This is a genomic window from Labedaea rhizosphaerae (genome assembly GCF_004362825.1).
In the GTDB taxonomy this organism is placed as follows: Bacteria; Actinomycetota; Actinomycetes; order Mycobacteriales; family Pseudonocardiaceae; genus Labedaea; species Labedaea rhizosphaerae.
Window position 1 is genome coordinate 1,014,355 of the sequence record NZ_SNXZ01000003.1, and the last position, 19,183, is coordinate 1,033,537.

Genomic DNA, 19,183 nt, shown 5'->3' on the forward strand with positions numbered 1-19,183 from the left:
GCACCCTATCGGTTACGCCCACCCGTGGAAAGGTGTCCGGCGGATACCCTGTCGACGGCTTGCCCATTGTGGACTCACGCCTCGCTCGGCCGGCGGGCCAGGTCGGCCGACGAGACGTGCAGGTCCGTGCGCGCGTACAGCCCCACTGCCCATTCGGCGCGGCGGATCAGCCCGACGGCGGGTAGGTGGTCCTTGGCCACCAACGGCGCCAGGCGCTCACGGACCGCGTCGAGGCGACGCTCGATCTCCGCCCGGACCCAGTCCGGTGCGACGCCGTACATGAGCACGTTGTTCTCGCGCGGGTCGTCGCGCTCACGCCAGTAGCTGGCCAGGTCGTTGGCCAGCCGGCACACCACCGCGATGTCGTCGAGCGCGGGCACCAGCACGTCCAGGTGTTCGACCGGCCCGGCGTCCTCGGGGCTCACCCAGCACGGCAGGTGGACCTGCCAGATCGAGATGCTGTCGGCGTTGTCCAGGTACTCCGCGACGGTGGTGTTCATGGACGTCGTGCCGGTGCCGTTCGCCCGCGCCGTGCCGACCACCCAGTCGTAGCGCATGGCCCGCAGGCACGCCGCGAACTTGCGCTCCCACAACGACGCCAGCGCCGGGTATCCCGGCCGGTCGGCCAATTCCCGTTGCCAGCCGGACAAGGCGGCCAGCAGTGTGTTGCTGTCGTCCGGTCGTCCCGTCCGCACCACGGAGTTGCACCTGTCGATGAACTCGTCCAGCTTGTCGAGCTCGCTGACCTCTCGCTCGATGTGGTCGTCGATGGCGCACACCCACACGGCCATCCGTCCGGACAGGGCCGTTTCCGCTGCGCTCGCCCAGGGCTGGACCACGGACTCGGTGAGCGCGATGGCGGACAACGGCGCGTCCCGGTAGCCAGGCAGCTCGGCGGCGGTCCAGCGCTCCAGGTCGGCCAGCGACCGCATGACCGACAGCGCAACCGGAACGTACGACGCCACCGGTGGGTAGCGAAGATCGGTCACGGTTGTCCCCGGCTCACGGCGTAGGCCGACAGCACCGCGGCGCGCGCCGGCGCCACCGGGATGTACAGGCCCTTGCTCATCCACAACTCGGCGTAGCTCGGGTCGTCGAGGTGCTCGCCGAGGTAGTCAGCAGCGCGGCGCATGGTGTCGGCCGGCACCGGCCCGTGCTGGTCTCCCATGGCGTCCAGGGACAGGACCGCATAGGCGGTCTCCTCCGGCTGACCGCCTGCCATGCCCCACGAACCGTCCGGGTGCTGGCCGTCGAGCAGCCACTTCCTGGTGGCGGACAGGGTGTCCGGCGGGGTGGAGCCGGCGAGCCCGAAGACCACCTGTGCGGTGGCGTAGTACGGCGAGAGGTGCCATTTGTCGTCCCACCACGCCCCGTCGTGCCGACTGTCCATGAGGAACGTGATGGCCTTCTTGATCTGGCTGGCGAACCGGTCCGGCCGCCGGCTGAGCGCCTCGGCTATCCGCGCGTTCGCGGTGACCGGCGTGCCGCGTTCGTAGGGGAAGCCGATGAAGTGGTCGTCCTTCTCGTAGTGCAGCAACGACTCGAGCAGTGCGGTGTCATCGTGGCCGAAGGCGTGCACCACGTTCGCGACCATGGCGGTGTCGTCGGAGTCCGGCACCGGGAACTCCGCGCTGGTCCCGAGTCCGAACTCGGCACCGTCGGCCAGGGCCAGCAGTCGATCGACATGCGGTTTGGCCTCGTCCGTGGTCAGGCCGGCGCGGTGCAGCAGGTAGATGGCCCAGGCCGGCTCCGTCACCGAGATGGGGAAGATCTCCGGCATGCCACCGTCACCCGTCGACTGCGCGGCACTGCGCAGGTACTCCAGTGCCGTCGGCGCGCCGGTCGCCGCCCACAGCGCGGCAGTCGCCGGGGGATTGTTGGACATCGAGCCGTTCGGCCCGGCGAAGCCGACCACATCCCGCGGCTGCACCAGATCGCCCAGCACCTCCAACGAGTACAGCAGGGTCGTCGGCTCCCTGGTCAGCGCGCCCGCTGGGACACGGGCGAGCTTGTCGGCACGCAACGCGACGAGGTCGGCGAACCCGTCGAGCGAAAGCAGACCCGCCTTGGACGCCTGTTCGGCCAGGTATGGCGCGGCCAACTCGAAACCGACCACCTCGCCTGGCGCGCCACGCCAGTCGGTCGCGTGCTTGTGCAGGTAGTCCACACCGGAGCGGACCGCGGAACTCGCCCAGGGTTCGTCGATCTCGCGCAGCGCGAGCACAGCGGCCAGGGTGCACACCAGCCGGTCGTAGGGGTTGGGCACCGAACCACCCCACGAGCCATCGGCGTGCTGGTGGTCGGCCAGCCACGGGCGGGCCTGCGGGAACACCGGTTTCCCGTCGTCGCCGGTCAGCCGTGCAGCCCATGCCGTGGCGTAGGCCGTCGACGCGACCGTAGACCGCGTGAGATCGGCGAGTAGACGGCTCACCCGTTCAGTCACGCCGTGCATCCACCGCGCCCCTTACGTGGAAGGTCAGTTCCGGACGGATTGATACCCGATCGGGTGATCGCTCCACCACCCCTGATTGCCGGGCGGTCCGAATTCGGCCCGCACCGGCGCCGCCACTGTGGACAATCGTCCGACGTCGCAGTGCCACCAAGCGTTATGGACTGCGAGCGAATGTGACGAAGGTCATATTCGCGACTTGACGAACCCTCGTCCGACGTGGTCGACAGCGGCGCTGAACTCGTGGGCTGACACCCCGCCGGAGTTCGCTAGGGTGTGCGGTCTTCGTCCACGGTCGATTGGTTCAGCCAATGTCTGAGATCGCCGATGTGTCCGACACCGCTCGTTGGGTAGCGACTTTCCGTGCGCGGGAGTCGTCCCGGCCGGACGCGCTGTTCCACGATCCGTACGCCGCCCTGCTCGCCGGCGAGCGTGGCGAAGCGATGGTGGCGCAGACTTCGGCGCTCGCACGCAACGGCTGGTCGTTCACCGCTCGCACCAAACTGATCGACGACCTGATCACCGACTGCCTCGGCGACGGCTGCGACCGGGTGGTCAACCTGGCGGCCGGTCTCGACGCCCGCCCGTACCGGCTGGACGTGCCCGACGACCTGGTCTGGGTGGAAGCGGACCTGCCGGTGATGGTCGAGGAGAAGGAACGCGCGCTGGCCGACGAAAAGCCGCGTTGCGAGTTGGTCCGCCGGTCGGTCGATCTGGCGGATGCCAAGCAACGCAAGCAATTCCTTGCCGCGCAGGTCGCCGGTGCGCAGCGTGCGGTGGTGATCACCGAAGGGTTGCTGCCCTACCTCGCCGACGACGATGTGCGCGCGATGAGCGCCGACCTCGCCGAGGCAGGTGTGCGCTGGTGGATCACCGACATGATGTCGCCGGCCGATGTGCGGATCGGCCGGCGGGTGAGCCGCAAGCAACTCGCGTCCACACCGGTCAGGTTCGGGCCGGAGGAAGGCACCGGGTTCTTCGCGCCGGACGGCTGGACGGAGATCGACGCCGAATCCGTGCTCAGAGCCGCGGCGCGCTTCAAGCGGCTGCCGTGGCCGCTGCGTCCGCTGTGCCTGCTGCCGGTGGGCAAGTTCGGGTCCACCGTGGTGCGGCTCGCCCGCGGTTAGCCGACCGCGGCCGACCCCGGTCGCCGGAGTCGGCCGCCTGGGTTTTCCTTACCTCTCAACGGGAAACAGCGGCAGCCGCAACGCGCCCGGCGCGGCTTCGGGCACCGTCGGGTTCTTCGGCGCGACCGGCTTGACGCGCTGGTACGGCTGGCCGAGCTCGGGACGTGGATCCACGCCGTCCTTGTTGGGCCACATCGCGACGGCCCGCTCGGACATCGCGGTGATGGTCAGCGACGGGTTCACCCCGAGGTTGGCGGACACGGCGGTGCCATCGATGATGTGCAGTCCGGGGTGGCCGTGGATGCGGTGGTACGGGTCGATCACGCCGTCGGCCGCGGTGCTCCCCATCGGCGCTCCGCCGATGTAGTGCGCGGTGGACGGGATGTTGAACACGTCGAAGTAGTTGCCGAGCGCGTCACCGCCGATCTTCTCCGCGATCATCCGGCTCGCCTCGTGCCCCAACGGGATCCACACCGGGTTGGGTTCGCCGATGCCCTGTTTGGTGCGCAGCTTGCCGCGCTTGCGGTAGGAGGTCAGCGAGTTGTCCAGCGACTGCATCACCAGCAACAGGACCGACCGCTCGGAGGCGCGGCGAACGTTCAGCGCCCGCAGCAGGGACATCGGGTGCCTGAGGACCTGCCCGAGGAAGCGCAGTGCCCGCCGCGGACCACCGTCGATCATCGGTCCGAACATCATGTAGAGCGAGTTGTACCCCTTGCCGTGGTGGCAGATCTCGAAGTGGGTGTCCGGTTCCGGGTGGATCGACGAGGTGATCGACACGCCCTCCGCGAAGTCGGTGCGGGTGCGACTGCGGGCCATGACCTGGGCCTCGGAGTTGGACCGGGACAGCTCACCGAGCCGCGGTGAGAGGTTGGGCAACCGGCCGGTGTCCTTCAGTTTGTGCAGCAGCTCCTGGGTGCCGAGTGCGGCTGCGGAGAACACCACCTGCTCTGCGGTGAACTCCCGCTTTCCCTTGCGCAGCCACGCACCTGAGCGCTGTGTGGACACCACGTACCCGCCGTCGGGCAGCGGGCGCAGGTCGGTGACCGTGGTCATCGCGTGCACCTCGGCCCCCGCCTTCTCGGCCAGGTACAGGTAGTTGGCGTTGGTGGTGTTCTTCGCGCCGTGCCGGCACCCGGCGAAGCAACTCGAGCAGCCGATGCACCCGGTGCGCTCCGGCCCGACGCCGCCGAAGTAGGGGTCGGGCACGGTCTTGCCCGGCTCACCGAAGTAGACGCCGACCTCGGTCGGGTGGTAGGTGTCCTCGACCCCCATGTCCCGCGCGACGTCGCGCAGCACCTCGTCCGACGGTGTCGTGCGTGGGTTGGTGTTCGCGCCGAGCATCCGCTTGGCCTGGTCGTAGTACGGCGCCAGCTCGGCCCGCCAGTCGGTCAGGTGCGCCCACGACGGGTCTTTGTAGAAGTTGTCCAGCGGCTCGTACAACGTGTTGCCGTAGATCAGCGAGCCACCGCCGACACCGGCCGCCGTGAACACGACCACCTTGCCAAGTGACGTGATCCGCTGTGTTCCCGTCATCCCGAGCTTCGGTTTCCAGATCGTCTTGCGCATGTCCCAGCCGCTCTTCGGCAGGTCGTCGTCGGCCCAGCGGCGACCGGCCTCCAGCACGCCGACCCGGTAGCCCTTCTCGGTCAGGCGCAGGGCCGACACGCTGCCGCCGAAGCCGGAACCGATCACCAGCACGTCGTAGTCGAAACTCATGCGTCTGCTCCTACCAGTTTGAAGACCCGGAACTGCCGGGCGGTCCGACCGCGGTACGCCCGATAGGCGCTGGTGATCTTCACGAGCTCGCCGAACACCCACTCGCTTTCCTCGTCCCGCAACAACTCCGCCCGCACGGGGATGTCCTTGCCGCCGATGGCGACCGTCGCCAACGGATCGGCCAGCAGGTTGTCGGTCCACGCGGGGTGGTGCTGCCGGCCGAAGTTGCTGCCCATCAAGTAGATGCGGTCGCCATCCTGGTGGTAGTACAGCGGTGTGGTGCGCGGCTGCCCGGACTTGCGGCCGGTGGTGGTGAGCAGCAGGGTCGGCGGGGCGATCGAGCCGAGCAGACCGCGCCGGCCGTTGCTGCGCTGCAGCAGCCGCCGATCCAGTGGGACGAACAGCCGGCCCAGCCGTGAGCCCAGCTTCGAGCCGCCGACCCCCTCGACCGCCTTGAAGAGCGCACTCTTCTTGGACCGCACGGCATCGGGAAAGACCTGTTCACCCATCGTGTCCTCGCTTGTTCCTTCGGGACGGTTCACTGCCGCAGGGCCAGCCGTGCCAGCTCGACGAGCTCCGCTTCCGGCTGCTCCTCCAGCTCGGCGGAGCGCAGGCAGTCCATGGCGCGTTCCTGGTGCTCCGCGGCCCGCTTCTCGGTCCACTCCCGACCGCCGGCGACCTCGATCAGCTCCACCGCGCGGTCGACGTCAGCCGCGGGCAGTGGGCCGTCACCGTGGTAGAGCTTCGCGAGCTCGTCGCCCGCGGGCAGCCCCGAGCTCAGCGTCGCCACGACGGGCAACGACTTCTTGCGGTTGACCAGATCGGACCGGGCGACCTTGCCCGTATCGCGCGGGTCGCCCCAGATGCCGTGCACGTCGTCGAGGCACTGGTAGGCCAGACCCAGGTGCGCGCCGAAGCCGCGCAGCTGCTCGACCTGGGCCGCGCTGCCACCGCCGAGCGCGCCGCCGAGCGCGCACGCGCCACCCAGCAACGCTCCGGTCTTGCCCGCCGCCATCCGCAGGCATTCGCTCAGGTCGACGTCCGCGCGTTCCTCAAAGGACAGGTCCGCCCCCTGGCCGTCGACCATCTCCAGCAGCACCCCTGCGAGCAGGCCGTGCTCGGAACCGGTCGACCGCGTGCAGCGGCTCAGCTCGTCGAAGGCCAAGGCCAGCAGGGCATCGCCGCCGAGGATGGCCGCGCTCGGGCCGAACACCGTCCACGAGGCGGCGCGGTGGCGCCGGGTCGGGTCGCGGTCCATCAGGTCGTCGTGCAGCAACGTGAAGTTGTGCACCAACTCCACCGCACACGCGGCGGGCACCGCCCGCTCGGCGGTGCCGCCGACGGCACGGGCCGCCACCAGCACCAATGCCGGCCGGATCGCCCGCCCACCACCGGAATCCGCGGTCTGGACCACTTTGCCCTGCTCATCGCGCCAGCCGAAGTGGTACTGGGCGACGTGCCGCACGGAATCGGGCAGGCGGTCCACCGCCGCGCGCAGCGCCGGGGTCACCAGATGCTTGCTCCAGTCCAGCACCTGTGTTCCGGAACGGCGCTGGGTGGTACCGAACTGCACCACCGCGGTCCCCTTCCTCCGTGTCGGATTTCGCGCGCGGGAGGTCCCAGCGCGGCGACCGGCTCTTACTACGCCATGTTGGGGGTCGTGGGGAACCTCCACTTGGCGGTATGTTCTCGTAGTTGGTGAGGCGTAAACAAGTACCTTTGCCCGACTGTCGCACGGGGACTGACAGCGGTGCGCGAGGAGACCCTCGGCCATCAGGCATGGCTCCAGGCAGCGAAAACCCGCCTCGAAGCTCCACAAAGGACTGTCGCGGAAACGTGATCTCGGCGATCAGTCGCGGCCCGCGGCCGTCACCAGGCCGGCGAAGACCCTCATCCCGTGAGGACTCGGGCGGCCGGGGGCAGCGCGTCGACGTCCCCGGCGGCCCAGCGCACCGGGTCCGGCCCCAGCGCCGCCAGCTCCTCGACCTGCAACCGGCACCACGGCGACACCGGCCGGGTGCCGTCGAGGACCTCGCGGGTGAACTCGGGCCACGCAACCCACTCGACGTCGTCGACCTCGGCCGGGTTCGCCACCGGCTCGGCCGACGTCACCGCCCGGAACACCGGGCACAGTTCGTTCTCCACGACGCCGTCGGGCATGACGGCGCGGTACCGGAACGCGGGCAACACCAACGTGAGGTCGTCCACGACCAGGCCCACCTCGTCGGCCAGCCTGCGGGTGACGGCGTCCGCGACCGGCTCGCCGGGCGACGGGTGACCGCAGCAACTGTTGGTCCAGACCCCTGGCCAGGTCTTCTTGCCCAGGGCGCGCCTGCTGAGCAGGAACCGGCCGTCGGGGTCGAACACGTAGCACGAGAACGCCAGGTGCAACGGCGTCGTGGTGGTGTGCACGGTCGCCTTGGGGGCGTGCCCCAGCGTGTTGCCGTGCTCGTCGAGGAGGACCACAAGTTCATCTGTCATGACGGGCGTCACCATGCCATCGTGGCAGCGGCGCGATCAACCCCGGCCCGAGGGCAATTCGCCGACCCAGGCAACCTTTTCGCCCGCTCGTGCGTACGCCGCTGACCAGCAAAGGTTGTCACTCGAACAGGTCAACTTTGCCGCGCACGAGGGCGTATTTCCCCCGTGTCGAACAAACGAGCTCTACCTGTCGCCGTGCTGTTGAGCGGCATCCTCGCCGGAGCCGGCTGGATGGCGGTCGACACGATGGCGAACCGGGGGAACGCGACCGTGGCCGTGGCGCACCAACTGCCCACCGAGACCGCGACGACCACCACCACCACGGTGGCGACGCACACCTCGTCGAAGCCGAAGCCCAAGCCGACGACCTCGGCCACCAAGACGAAGCCGAGCACGGCGCGGACGCCGACCAAGACCGCGAAGTCCGGCGCGCAGTTCTCCCCGGCCGCGGTGAGCCGGGCGGTGCAGTCGGTGGAACCCCAGGCCGTCACGGGCGCGGTGGTGGTCGACCGCCAGAGCGGCAAGACGCTGCTGTCGGTCAACTCCAGCCACCGGTTCCACTCGGCGTCGCTGGTGAAGCTGCTGATCGCGATCGACACGCTGCACTCCGGCGCCGGCGCGCAGGAACGCAAGGACCTCGCGTACATGATCAAGATGTCCGACGACGGCACGGCCAGCCAGTACTGGGTGCGCCAGGGTGGGGCTTCGCTGGTCAGCCGCGAGGCGTCACGGCTCGGCCTGCACGACACGGCGCCGCCGACGCCGGCGGGCCAGTGGGGCAACACGTGGGTCTCGCCCCGCGACATGGTGGCGATCTACCAGTACATCCTCGGCATGCCCGCCGCCGACCGCGACCTGATCGTGAACGCGATGGCCGCCGCCCCCGAGCACGCCTCGGACGGCTTCGACCAGTGGTTCGGCATCCCGTCCGGGCAGCGGGCGGACTGGGCGATCAAGCAGGGCTGGGGCTCGAGCTCGGACAGCATTTGCTTGCACAGCACCGGTTTGGTGAACACGCACTGGCGCTACATCGTCGTGGTGATGACCCAGCACCCGCTGGGCACGAGCCTGTCCACCGGCACGAGGGCGACGACCGCGGGCGTGCGGGCGGTGGCACCGCTGATCAACTAGTTCGCAGCGACGCCGCCCAGTCGGCCAGGTTGGTGATCTCCGCCTGGCGCGCGAACACCTTCTCGACCAGCACGCGGTGCACCTCGGGGTCCGCGTCGAGGCAGCCGTCGGCGGGCACGACGAGACCGAAGTCCAGGTCCGCGGCCTGGCGCAGCGTGGAGAGCACCACGCCGCTGGTCGCGATGCCGGTCAGCACGAGCGTGTCGATCCCCTTGGCCCGCAACACGACGTCGAGGTCGCTGCCGGCGAACGCGCTGACCCGCCGCTTGGTCACCACGACCTCGTCCAGGCGGGGCGCGACGGCCTCGTGCACCTGGAAGGCATCGGCCGTGGCGGGGTTCGCGCCACCGGAGGTGAGCGCGCCGAACATCCGGTTCCGCGACGACACTTCGGGAAAGCCCGGGCGGAAGCCGACGACCACGTAGATCACCGGCACGCCCGCGGCCCGCGCCGCGTCGATCGCCTTGGCCAGGCGCGGCAGGTACTCGGTGTCCGACGCGATGCGGCTCACGACGGAGTTCTGCACGTCCATCACCAGCAGGGCCTGGTTCGCCATTGCTTCACTGTCCTTTCGAGGGCGTGCGGCCGCGGGCCAGCGACGCCAGCGCGGCGATCACGGCCATGACCGCGGCCGCGGTGAACACGGTGACCAGGCCGTGGTGGAACGGCCCGGACACCAACTGGGGGAAGAACTCGTTGCCGGTCAAGGTGGCGGCGTGCTCGGGTGGGATCGCGTCCAGCGCGTGGCTCGGGCCGAGCAGGTGCCCGATCGGGTTGTTGCCCAGGAACGTGGCGAACAGCGTGCTCACCGGGGGCAGCGAGGCGACGTCGTGTGCGGTGGAGGCCGGAATCCCTTGCGCCTGCAGGCCGTTCGACAGCGTGTCCGGCAGCGACGCGGCCAGCCCGGCGATCATCAGCGAGAAGAACACGCCGATCGAGAGCGCCGTCCCGGAGTTCTGGAACGTGGACCGCATGCCCGAGGCGACCCCGCGTTGCCCCGGCGGAACACTGCTCATGATCGCCGAAGTGTTGGGCGCCGAGAACATGCCTTGCCCGATGCCGCTGAGGAACAGCAACGCGGCGAACTCGGGGTAGGCGAAGTTCACCGGTACCAACAACAATCCGACGAACGCGACGGCCACCAAGGCGAGACCTGTCGTGGCGAGCGGACGTGCGCCGAACCGGTCCGACAGCGTGCCGGAAAGCGGGCCCGCCACAAGGAATCCGACGGTGAGCGGCAACATGTAGATGCCCGCCCACAGCGGCGTTTCCTCGTAGTCGAAGCCGTGCAAGGGAAGCCAGATGCCTTGCAGCCAGATGATCAGCATGAACTGCATGCCGCCGCGCGCGATCGCGGTGAGCAGCGCGGCGAGGTTGCCCGCGGCGAACGCCCGGATGCGGAAGAGCCCCAGCCGGAACATCGGTTCCTTGATGATGGTCTGTGAGATGCAGAACACCACGAGCAGGCCGACCCCGGTGCCGAGCCCGGCGAGCACCCACGGGTTGGTCCAGCCGGTCGGGTGACCGCCGTGCGGCTGGATGCCGTAGGTGATCGCGGCGAGCAGGGTGCCGCTGCCTGCGGTGAACGTCAGGTTGCCGATCCAGTCGATCTTCGCGGGGGTCCGGGCGCCGAGTTCGTGCAGGCTCCGGTAGGACCAGATCGTGCCGACGACGCCGATGGGCACGCTGACCCAGAACACCGCGCGCCAGTCCCAGGTGGCGAGCAGACCACCGGCGAGCAGGCCGAGGAACTGCCCGGCGAGCGCGGTGATCTGGTTGATGCCCAAGGCCATCCCACGCTGCCGGGACGGGAACGCGTCGGTGAGGATCGCCGCGGAGTTCGCTGTGAGCATCGAGCCGCCGACGGCCTGGACCACCCGCCAGCCGATCAGCCACAACGCGCCGTGGCCGCCGGTGAACGGATCCAGGGACAACGCGATGGAGGCGAACGCGAAGACCGCGAAGCCCATGTTGTACATCCGGACCCGGCCGAACATGTCGCCGAGGCGGCCCAGCGCGACCACCAGCACCGCGGACACCAGCAGGTAGCCCAGGATCATCCAGAGCAGGTAGCCGATGTTGCCGGGCGCGAGCGGGTCGAGGCCGATGCCGCGGAAGATCGCGGGCAGCGAGATGATCACGATCGAGCCGTCGACGGTGGCGATGAAGACGCCGAGCGTGGTGTTGGACAGGGCGATCCACTTGTACCTCTCGCCCTGCGCGGATGCGGCCGGCGCGCGTTCGTCGATCGTCACAGCGCGTCCGCGAGGCGCTCGAGCAACGGCACCATGGCCGCGAACTTGCGCTGCTCGGCCTGGGTGAAACCGGCGAGCACCGCGGCGACGTGGCGCACGCTCTCGTCGCGGCGGCTGGTGAGCACCTTGGTGCCTGCGGCGGTCAGGCTCATCAGCACCTTGCGCCCGTCCTGCGCGTCCGGGCGCCGGCGCACGAGTCCCTTCTCGGTGAGCGCGGCCAGCGTCGAGGCCATGGCCTGCGGGCGGACCCGTTCCTGGTCGGCGAGCACGCCCGGCGTCGTCGCACCCTCGCGGTCGAGCCTGGACAGCACCGACACTTCGGACATTGTCAGGTCGCCGACCGCGTGCCGTTGCCGCAGCGCACGCGCGATGCGACCGATGGCGAGCTTCAGGTCAGCGGCGGTCTTGCTCGGATCCGTTGATACAGCCGGAGTGTCACCCACAGATAGTTACAATAGGCTTATCAGTCTGGGTGAGCAAACCTGAGCCGCTGCGCGCGGTCGAGACCAGCACGAACGCCACGCCCTGGTTGTCCGCGACGGTCGCGACGCGGCCGAAGTCGGAGTCCTCGGGAGCCGTCTTGACCCGCCCGCCGAGGGCGAGCACGGTCTCGGTCGCGTCGTCGGTGTCGGCGACGGAGAAGTAGGTGACCCACTCGGCCCGCCCGCGCGCGGCACGGCCGAGCCCGCCGATGGCCAGCCCACCGGGTGCCTGGAAGGTCACGTACCCCGCCGGTCCCGCGTGCTGGCACAGGTAGCCGAACGCCTCCTGGTAGAAGGTCCGGGCCTGCTCCGGTTCGCGCCCGCGGTGCTCGACCCACACCGGCGCGCCGGGCTCGTAGGCCTCCTCGTCCGGGCCGGCCAGCCCGAACACCGCGCCGAACGGGTCGGTGACCAGCCCGTCCGCGCCGAGCCGCCCACCCGCTCGCAGGACCCGTTGCCGTGCGTCCGCCACGTCGTCGACCGGCAGGGACGGCACCCACCCGCGGTGGCGCCCCGGCCGGATCCCGGCCACGGCCCGCTCCCCCAGGTGGCAAACCCCCCGCTCGACCCGCCAGCCGAACAACGCCGGGTAGAACGCGGCCGCCGCGCCCGGGTCACCGGCGATGTCCACCCACATCTGGTGCCTCCCTAGGTCCCGTGACGTGTTCACCATGGCTCGAAACCTGCCGCTACCGCTCGCAAACGCGCAGCGACGTGCCCGGTCATGCTCGCGAGCCGGGGTAAGTTCGGGCAGCAAACCGCTGGGCCGGAAACACCTGTTGCGCGCGCGTCGTGGCGACCCGGCTGGCGCTCGGTGACCGGAGCCGGGTCGCGGGCGTCGCGGGCACGGTCACCCGGCTCGATCAGTCCTAATTGGACTGCGAAGGTTCTACTCGGCCAGCAAGTCCCGCAGCACGGTAGCGTGGCTGAGGTCCAGGTCCTTGGTCGCGGTCAGCAGGGTGAGCGGGCCGGTCACCGAACGCAGCTCGGCGAGGGCCGCGGCGGCGTCGCCGCCGGACAGCTCTTCCCGGTACCGCGAGGTGAACTCGTCGAAGCGGTCCGGGTCGTGCGCGTACCACTTCCGCAGCTGCGTCGACGGCGCCACGTCCTTGAGCCACTCGTCCAGCTCGAGCGCGTCCTTGCGCACGCCACGCGGCCACACCCGGTCGACCAGCACCCGCCGGCCGTCCGCGGACGCCGGCGGGTCGTACACACGTCGGATGCTCACCACCCACCGACCTTAACCCCGGGTCAGCGGGATCTCCGCGGCGATGTGCGCCAGCTTCTCCGGGTTGCGCACGTAGTAGAGCCCGGCGACCCGGCCCGCCACCACGTGGACGGCCATCACGCCGTCGATCTCGTCGTCCAGGCGCAGGAACAGCGCCGGGTTGCCGTTGACCACGGTCGGCTCGACGGTGATCGTCTCCTTGGTCTTGCCGGTACCGCCGAGGATGAAGCGGACGATCTTGTCCGCGCCGACGATCGGGTGCTGCGCCGCCTGCTTGATGCCGCCACCGTCGGCCAGCAGCACCGTGTCCGGCGCGAGCACGTCCAGCAAACCCTGCAGGTCACGGGTTTCCAGCGCACGCCGGAACGACTCCACCACGGCCCGGCTCTCGCTGGCCGACACGACCTCGCGCGGACGGCGCGCCTCCACGTGCTGGCGCGCCCGGTGCGCGATCTGGCGCACCGCGGCCTGGCTCTTGTCCACGGCCGCGGCGATCTCCTCGTAGTCCAGGGCGAAGACCTCACGCAGCACGAACACGGCCCGCTCGGTCGGCGAGAGCGTCTCCAGCACCAGCATCAACGCGATCGACACGCTCTCGGCCAGTTCGACGTCGTCGGCCACATCCGGGGCGGTGAGCAGCGGCTCCGGCAGCCACGGCCCGACGTAGGACTCCTTGCGGCGCTTCATCGTGCGCAGCCGGTTGAGCGCCTGCCGGGTGGTGACGCGGACCAGGTAGGCGCGCTGGTCGCGGACCTGGTCCAGGTCCACCCCGACCCAGCGCAGCCACGTCTCCTGCAGCACGTCCTCGGCGTCGGACGCCGAGCCCAGCATCTCGTAGGCGACGGTGAACAGCAGGTTGCGGTGGGCGACGAAGGCCTCGGTCGCCGGGTCGGTGGCCATCAGAACCGCCCCAGGGCGATGAACGCCGCGATCGCAAGGTAAGCCACGTTCAGGGCCACGAACTTGGCCTCGCCGCGGCGGCCGTGGGTGATCATCGCGCCGATCATCAGCAACACCCAGCACGTCGCCGTGATCGGCACCAGGACCGGCGCGATGTCGACCAGGGCCGGCACGATCAGCCCGACCGCGGCCAGGAGTTCCAGCACGCCGAGCGACTTGACGAACCCCGCGCTCGCGTCGCCGGTCCATCCCCCGCCCGGGGTCGCGGCCAGCTTCGCCTTGGGCACGAACGTCTTGCTCACGCCGCCGGTCAACGCGACCGCGGCGAGCACGCCGGCGGCGATCCACAGTGCGGTGTTCATGGGCTTCCTTCCTTCAACAGGAGTTCGGCCCCAAGACACCGCCTGCCCGGTTCTTGTGACAGCACGTGACTCAGGTCACCCGCGACCAGGCGGTCAGCGTGTCGGCGTCCCACGTGTTGATCACGCGGTCGACCGGCACCTCGCACTCGATCGCCCGCTCGCACCCGTAGCCCAGCCACGACAACTGGCCCGGCGCGTGCGCGTCGGTGTCGATCGAGAACTTGCAGCCCGTCTCGACGGCCAGGCGCAGCAGCCGCTTCGGCGGGTCGAGGCGTTCGGGCCGCGAGTTGATCTCCACGGCCACGTCGTGCTCGACGCACGCCGCGAACACCTGCTCCGCGTCGAACTCCGACTCCGGCCGTCCCCGGCCGACGACCAGCCGCCCCGTGCAGTGCCCGAGCACGTCGACCAGCGGGTTCCGGATCGCGGTAAGCATCCGCCGGGTCATGTCCTTGCCGGGCATGCGGAGTTTCGAGTGGACACTCGCGACCACGATGTCCAGGCGCGCAAGGAGTTCCTCGTCCTGGTCGAGAGTTCCATCGAGGTTGATGTCCACCTCGATCCCGCTCAGGATCCGGAACGGGGCCAGCTTCGCGTTCAGCTCGTCGAGCACGTCCAGCTGCTTGCGCAGCCGTTCGGCGGTCAGGCCGCGGGCCACGGTCAGGCGCGGCGAGTGGTCGGTCAACGCCACCCACTGGTGGCCCTCCTCGAGGGCCGCGACCGCCATCTCCTCGATCGGGCTGCCGCCGTCGGACCAGTCGGAGTGGGTGTGACAGTCGCCCTTCAGCGCGTCCCGCATGGCACCGCCGTCGGGGATCCTCGGGTGCGACTTCGCCAGGTAGTGCTCCAGGTACCCCGGCTCGCGCCCCTCGACGGCGTCGGTGATCACGCCCGCGGTCGCCTTGCCGATGCCGCTGAGCTGGGTCAGCGTCCCCTCGGTGGCGCGCTTGGTCACCTCGTCGGGTTCCAGCCCGTCGACCACGGCCGCGGCCTTGCGGAACGCCGCGACCCGATACGTGGGTTCGCCGTGGCGCTCCAGGTGGAACGCCACGGTGCGCAATGCCCGGGCCGGGTCCATCAGCGGTTCTGCACCGGGTTGGTCAGCGTGCCGAGCCCCTCGATGCTGACGGCCACGGTCTGCCCGTCCTTCATCGGGCCGACGCCCGCCGGGGTGCCGGTCAGGATCACGTCGCCGGGCAGCAACGTCATCACGCGGGTGACCCACTCGATCAGCTTCGGGATGTCGTGCAGCAGCAAGGAGGTCCGCGAGTCCTGCTTGACCTCGCCGTCGAGCTCGGTGCGCAGCGCGAGGTCGTCCGGCCTGATCGTCGTGTCGATCCACGGGCCGAGCGGGCAGAACGTGTCGTGCCCCTTCGCGCGCGTCCACTGGCCGTCGTGCTGCTGCTGGTCGCGGGCGGTCACGTCGTTGGCGATGGTGTAGCCGAGCACGACCGAGGCGGCACGCGCCGCGGGCACGTCGCGGCAGGGCTGCCCGATCACCACGGCCAGCTCGCCCTCGTAGTCGACCCGCTCGGCGTCGCGCGGCAGCTTGATCGCGGCCTGCGGGCCGATCACCGACGTCGACGGCTTCATGAAGATCACCGGGTCGGCCGGGGCCTCCCCGCCCATCTCCTTGGCGTGGTCGGCGTAGTTCTTGCCGACGCACACCACCTTGGTCGGCAGGATCGGCGCGAGCAGCCGCACGTCGGCCACCGGCCAGGTGCGCCCGGTGAAGGTGGGCTGGCCGAAGGGGTGCTCGGCGATCTCACGGGCAGTGCCTGCGTCGGCGTCCATCTCCACGAACGCGACGCCGTCAGGGTGGGCAATCCTTGCGATACGCACCTGGCCACCCTAAATCCCGCCCGGCTTCACCGTTTTGCCGGATGGGCTGACCTCGGCGTCCGTGGTTTGTTCGAGGGAAACCCTTCGATCGGAGATCCCGATGCGTCGATTACTCGTCCTGCTCGCCACCCTGCTGCTGTGCGCCACCCCCGCGACAGCGGCCACCCGCAGCGCCGCCCCGCTCGGCGGGGGCAGCCACCTCTACAGCGTCGCGGGCACCCGCGGCTGCACCGCCGGGTTCGCCGCGCTCGGCAGCTCCGGCTCCTGGTACCTGATCGCGAACCAGGGCTGCGGCAGCACCGGCACCACCGTCTACAGCGGCAACGGCGTCCTCGTCGGGACGATCACCGCCGGGCAGACGACCAGCGGCGCGGCCGTCGTGCTGGTCACCAACCACACCGACTGGACCCTCGTCGGCTGGGTGGGCGGCGGCGTCACGCTGACCGGCAGCACCCAGGCCCCGGTCGGCGCGTCGGTGTGCCTGATCGGCACGGCCACCGGTTACCACTGCGGGACGATCCAGGCCCGCAACGTCACCGTGAGCTTCCCGACCGGGGTGCTGACCGGGCTGACCAGGACGAACGTGTGCGTCGAGCCCGGTGACACGGCGGTCTCGTTCGTGTCCGGCAGCCAGGCGCAGGGCGTGCTGGTCGGCGGCTCGGGCAACTGTACGAGCGGCGGCACGTCCTTCTTCGCGCCCCTCAACCCGATCTTCGCGCAGTACGGGCTGACGTTGAAGGTCTAGCGAATGGTGTGCTGGGCCAACAGGTACGCGCCGATCATCGCGTCGTACTCCTCGCTGTCGAAGGCGTCGAGCACCACGAGCACCGTTCGCCCGTTGACCGTCGCGGCGTAGGCGCGGCTGCGCACCTGATCGCCCCCGACGTCGGAGAGGTAGGTGAGCTCGACCCCCGGCTTGCTTTCGCGGTACTGCTCGCCGTTGACCTGCTTGGACTTCGCGACAACCGCCTTGAGGAGGTTCTTGGGCTCGACCGGCGAACCGGTCACGTAGATCCGCAGGAAGCCGAGGTGCCCGGCGGGCTTGGCGTCGACCTCGCAGGCGAGCGCCGCGTCCCCCATCGAGCCGGTGCCGGCCGGAACGCCAGCGGCCTTCCAGCCCTTGGCGATGGTCATGGTGACCGGCAACGGGCACGGCCCGCTGGTCCCGCCGATCGTGGCGCCGGCGGGCGCCTGCTCGGCACCGTCGCTCCACGGCCCGTTGCCCTCGTCGGGACCGCACGCCGCGAGCAGGACGAGGCCGAGCACGAGCGCAACCGCACGCATGGTTCCCCCCAAAGGAATCGAAGTCCGCGGAAGTGTAGAGCCCTGCGTGTGTCGCATTCCGTGCCGACACCGTTTCGCTTCCGCCTCGCGCGCGCAACGGCAGCCCCCACCCTCCCGGGGGGCACCCCTTGAGACCAGTCTATCGAGGTCAAAGGGGGTGTGGGGGCTGTCGCGTGGATCTGTGGACAACTACCCGCCTGTGGAAAACCGCACCGGCGGTCAGCCGCGCGCGACCACCGATTCCCGGTCCATTGCCTTGTGCACCAACGCATCGCAGAGCGCCAGCCAGCTGGCCTCGACGATGTTGCCGTGCACGCCGACGGTGACCCATTCGGTCTCGTGGTCGGAGGTCTCCACGAGCACCCTGGTCACCGCGTCGGTGCCGGCGCCACCGCCCGGGGTGAGGATGCGGACCTTGTAGTCGGTGAGCCGCACGGTGTCCAGCCACGGCAGGTGCGGCAGCAGGGCCCTGCGCAGGGCGGCGTCCAAGGCGTGCACCGGGCCGTTGCCCTCCGCCGTCGCGATCACGCGCTGGCCCCCGACGTGCACCTTGACCGTCGCCTCGGCCACCACGTCGCCGTCGGCGGGGTGGTCGATGATCACGCGGTAGGACTCCAGCGCGAACGGCGGCGCGGCCACCGCCTGCTGGTCGGCGGTGGCGACCTCCCTGCGCAGCAGCAGCTCCAGCGAGGCGTCCGCCGCCTCGAACGACCAGCCGCGGGCCTCGAGTTCCTTCACCTTGCGCACGGCCGCGGACAGCGCCTCGGGCCGGCCGGCCAGGTCCACCCCGAGCTCACGTCCCTTGAGCTCCAGGCTGGCCCGGCCGGCCATCTCGGTGACCAGCACCCGCATGTCGTTGCCGACGAGGTCCGGATCGATGTGGTTGTACAGCTCCGGATCCACCTTGATCGCGCTCGCGTGCAACCCCGCCTTGTGGGCGAAGGCCGAAGCCCCGACGTAGGCCTGGTGGGTGTCGGGGGCGATGTTCGCGATCTCGGCAAGGGCATGGGAGACCCGGGTCAGCTCGGCGAGCTTGCCGTGCGGTAGCACCGGCTTGCCGAGCTTGGTCACCAAGTTGCCGACGACGGCGAACAGGTCGGCGTTGCCGGCCCGCTCGCCGTAACCGTTGGCGGTGCACTGCACGTGCGTGGCACCCGCCTGCACCGCGGCGACGCTGTTGGCCACAGCGCACCCGGTGTCGTCCTGGCAGTGGATGCCGACCCGGTAGCCGGTGCGGGCGATGACCTCGCCCACGGTGTCGGCCAGGCCGAGCGGCAACTGTCCGCCGTTGGTGTCGCAGAGGACGGCGACGTCCGCGCCGTTGTCCATGGCCGCGCCCAGCACCCGCAACGCGGTGTCCGGCTCGAAGGCGTAGCCGTCGAAGAAGTGCTCGGCGTCGAGGAAGACCCGCCGCCCCTCGCCGACGAGGAACGCGACCGTGTCGGCGACCATCGCGCACGCCTCGGTGACGTCGGTGCGCAGCGCGAGGTCGATGTGCCTGCGGTCGGACTTGGCGACCAGCGTGACCACGGGTGCCTGCGAGTCGAGCAGCGCGCGCACCTGCAGGTCGTCGGCCGCCTTGGCGCCGGCCTTGCGGGTGGACCCGAACGCGACCAGGGCCGCGTGCTTCAGGTGCAGGTCCGTCGCCGCGCGGGCGAAGAACTCGGTGTCCTTGGGCATCGCGCCGGGCCAGCCGCCCTCGATGAAGCCCACGCCGACGTCGTCGAGCAGCCGCGCGACGGCGAGCTTGTCGGCCACGGAGTAGGAAATGCCCTCGCGCTGCGCCCCGTCGCGCAGGGTGGTGTCGTAGACGTGGAAGTCGTCACCGAGCGGGGTGCCGGCGGGGGTCGTGCGGGTCACGGGAGTCATCTCCTGGAGATTTCGGGGCCTTAACGCAAAAAGACCCCTCGCAAGATGCGAGAG

At 70.1% G+C, this 19,183-nt stretch carries 20 protein-coding genes; 3 read left to right on the top strand and 17 right to left on the bottom strand.

The genetic code is table 11. From position 1 onward, the window contains the following. Window positions 1-74: 74 nt before the first annotated feature. A complete protein-coding gene (locus EV186_RS21880) occupies window positions 75-989 on the bottom strand; it encodes a terpene synthase family protein (RefSeq protein ID WP_133851149.1) in 915 nt (304 codons plus the stop codon). Continuing rightward, window positions 986-2,443 carry a hypothetical protein gene (locus EV186_RS21885; protein WP_166659265.1) on the bottom strand — a complete coding sequence of 486 codons (1,458 nt, stop codon included), beginning with the start codon at window positions 2,441-2,443 and terminating at the stop codon, window positions 986-988. Before EV186_RS21885 ends, EV186_RS21880 begins: the two co-directional genes overlap by 4 nt. Before the next feature lie 317 nt (window positions 2,444-2,760). Between EV186_RS21885 and EV186_RS21890 the strand changes: the two genes are divergently transcribed. Next, on the top strand, window positions 2,761-3,576 hold the full coding sequence (locus tag EV186_RS21890) for a class I SAM-dependent methyltransferase (RefSeq protein WP_208115714.1): 816 nt from the start codon (window positions 2,761-2,763) through the stop codon (window positions 3,574-3,576). 48 nt (window positions 3,577-3,624) lie between these two features. Here the strand turns inward: EV186_RS21890 and EV186_RS21895 are convergent, their stop codons facing one another. From EV186_RS21895 to idi, 4 genes are all read right to left on the bottom strand, one after another. Next, the gene (locus EV186_RS21895) at window positions 3,625-5,295 is read right to left on the bottom strand and encodes a GMC oxidoreductase (protein WP_133851151.1); all 1,671 of its coding nucleotides are present in this window, start codon (window positions 5,293-5,295) and stop codon (window positions 3,625-3,627) included. Further along, on the bottom strand, window positions 5,292-5,804 hold the full coding sequence (locus EV186_RS21900) for a nitroreductase family deazaflavin-dependent oxidoreductase (RefSeq protein ID WP_133851152.1): 513 nt from the start codon (window positions 5,802-5,804) through the stop codon (window positions 5,292-5,294). Before EV186_RS21900 ends, EV186_RS21895 begins: the two co-directional genes overlap by 4 nt. 29 nt (window positions 5,805-5,833) lie before the next feature. Continuing rightward, the gene (locus EV186_RS21905; protein WP_243754179.1) at window positions 5,834-6,871 is read right to left on the bottom strand and encodes a polyprenyl synthetase family protein; all 1,038 of its coding nucleotides are present in this window, start codon (window positions 6,869-6,871) and stop codon (window positions 5,834-5,836) included. A 314-nt stretch (window positions 6,872-7,185) separates the two neighbouring features. Further along, window positions 7,186-7,776, bottom strand: coding sequence for an isopentenyl-diphosphate Delta-isomerase (gene idi / locus EV186_RS21910; RefSeq protein WP_133851154.1), 591 nt, complete (start codon window positions 7,774-7,776; stop codon window positions 7,186-7,188). Between the two features lie 165 nt (window positions 7,777-7,941). Between idi and EV186_RS21915 the strand changes: the two genes are divergently transcribed. Continuing rightward, window positions 7,942-8,907 carry a serine hydrolase gene (locus EV186_RS21915; protein WP_133851155.1) on the top strand — a complete coding sequence of 322 codons (966 nt, stop codon included), beginning with the start codon at window positions 7,942-7,944 and terminating at the stop codon, window positions 8,905-8,907. Here the strand turns inward: EV186_RS21915 and EV186_RS21920 are convergent. The 9 genes from EV186_RS21920 to EV186_RS21960 form a co-directional block, all read right to left on the bottom strand. Further along, window positions 8,900-9,463, bottom strand: a complete 564-nt coding sequence (locus tag EV186_RS21920; protein WP_133851156.1) for a cysteine hydrolase family protein — start codon at window positions 9,461-9,463, stop codon at window positions 8,900-8,902. The two genes, EV186_RS21915 and EV186_RS21920, sit on opposite strands and share 8 nt — an antisense overlap. Window positions 9,464-9,467: 4 nt before the next feature. Further along, entirely contained in the window at window positions 9,468-11,162 is a 1,695-nt protein-coding gene (locus EV186_RS21925) for an MFS transporter (protein ID WP_243754180.1), read from the bottom strand. Then, a complete protein-coding gene (locus EV186_RS21930; protein ID WP_243754181.1) occupies window positions 11,159-11,605 on the bottom strand; it encodes a MarR family winged helix-turn-helix transcriptional regulator in 447 nt (148 codons plus the stop codon). The genes EV186_RS21925 and EV186_RS21930 overlap by 4 nt, the downstream gene beginning before the upstream one ends. Then, complete coding sequence (locus EV186_RS21935) at window positions 11,598-12,281, bottom strand: VOC family protein (protein ID WP_133851157.1); 684 nt, start codon at window positions 12,279-12,281, stop codon at window positions 11,598-11,600. The genes EV186_RS21930 and EV186_RS21935 overlap by 8 nt, the downstream gene beginning before the upstream one ends. A gap of 252 nt (window positions 12,282-12,533) precedes the next feature. Next, window positions 12,534-12,872, bottom strand: coding sequence for a DUF488 family protein, N3 subclade (locus tag EV186_RS21940; RefSeq protein ID WP_133851158.1), 339 nt, complete (start codon window positions 12,870-12,872; stop codon window positions 12,534-12,536). A 12-nt stretch (window positions 12,873-12,884) separates the two neighbouring features. Then, entirely contained in the window at window positions 12,885-13,772 is an 888-nt protein-coding gene (locus EV186_RS21945; protein WP_133851159.1) for an RNA polymerase sigma-70 factor, read from the bottom strand. Continuing rightward, on the bottom strand, window positions 13,772-14,134 hold the full coding sequence (locus tag EV186_RS21950; RefSeq protein WP_133851160.1) for a DoxX family protein: 363 nt from the start codon (window positions 14,132-14,134) through the stop codon (window positions 13,772-13,774). The genes EV186_RS21945 and EV186_RS21950 overlap by 1 nt, the downstream gene beginning before the upstream one ends. A 70-nt stretch (window positions 14,135-14,204) precedes the next feature. Next, window positions 14,205-15,212: a PHP domain-containing protein gene (locus EV186_RS21955; protein WP_133851161.1), complete on the bottom strand. Its 1,008-nt coding sequence runs from the start codon at window positions 15,210-15,212 to the stop codon at window positions 14,205-14,207. Beyond that, a complete protein-coding gene (locus EV186_RS21960; RefSeq protein WP_133851162.1) occupies window positions 15,212-15,976 on the bottom strand; it encodes a fumarylacetoacetate hydrolase family protein in 765 nt (254 codons plus the stop codon). The genes EV186_RS21955 and EV186_RS21960 overlap by 1 nt, the downstream gene beginning before the upstream one ends. Window positions 15,977-16,076: 100 nt before the next feature. Here EV186_RS21960 and EV186_RS21965 point away from each other — a divergent pair, with 100 nt between their 5' ends. After that, on the top strand, window positions 16,077-16,721 hold the full coding sequence (locus EV186_RS21965) for a S1 family peptidase (RefSeq protein ID WP_133851163.1): 645 nt from the start codon (window positions 16,077-16,079) through the stop codon (window positions 16,719-16,721). Here the strand turns inward: EV186_RS21965 and EV186_RS21970 are convergent. Beyond that, a complete protein-coding gene (locus tag EV186_RS21970; RefSeq protein ID WP_133851164.1) occupies window positions 16,718-17,260 on the bottom strand; it encodes a lipoprotein in 543 nt (180 codons plus the stop codon). The genes EV186_RS21965 and EV186_RS21970 overlap by 4 nt on opposite strands. A 219-nt stretch (window positions 17,261-17,479) precedes the next feature. Continuing rightward, a complete protein-coding gene (gene cimA, locus EV186_RS21975) occupies window positions 17,480-19,120 on the bottom strand; it encodes a citramalate synthase (protein ID WP_133851165.1) in 1,641 nt (546 codons plus the stop codon). Window positions 19,121-19,183: the final 63 nt, after the last annotated feature.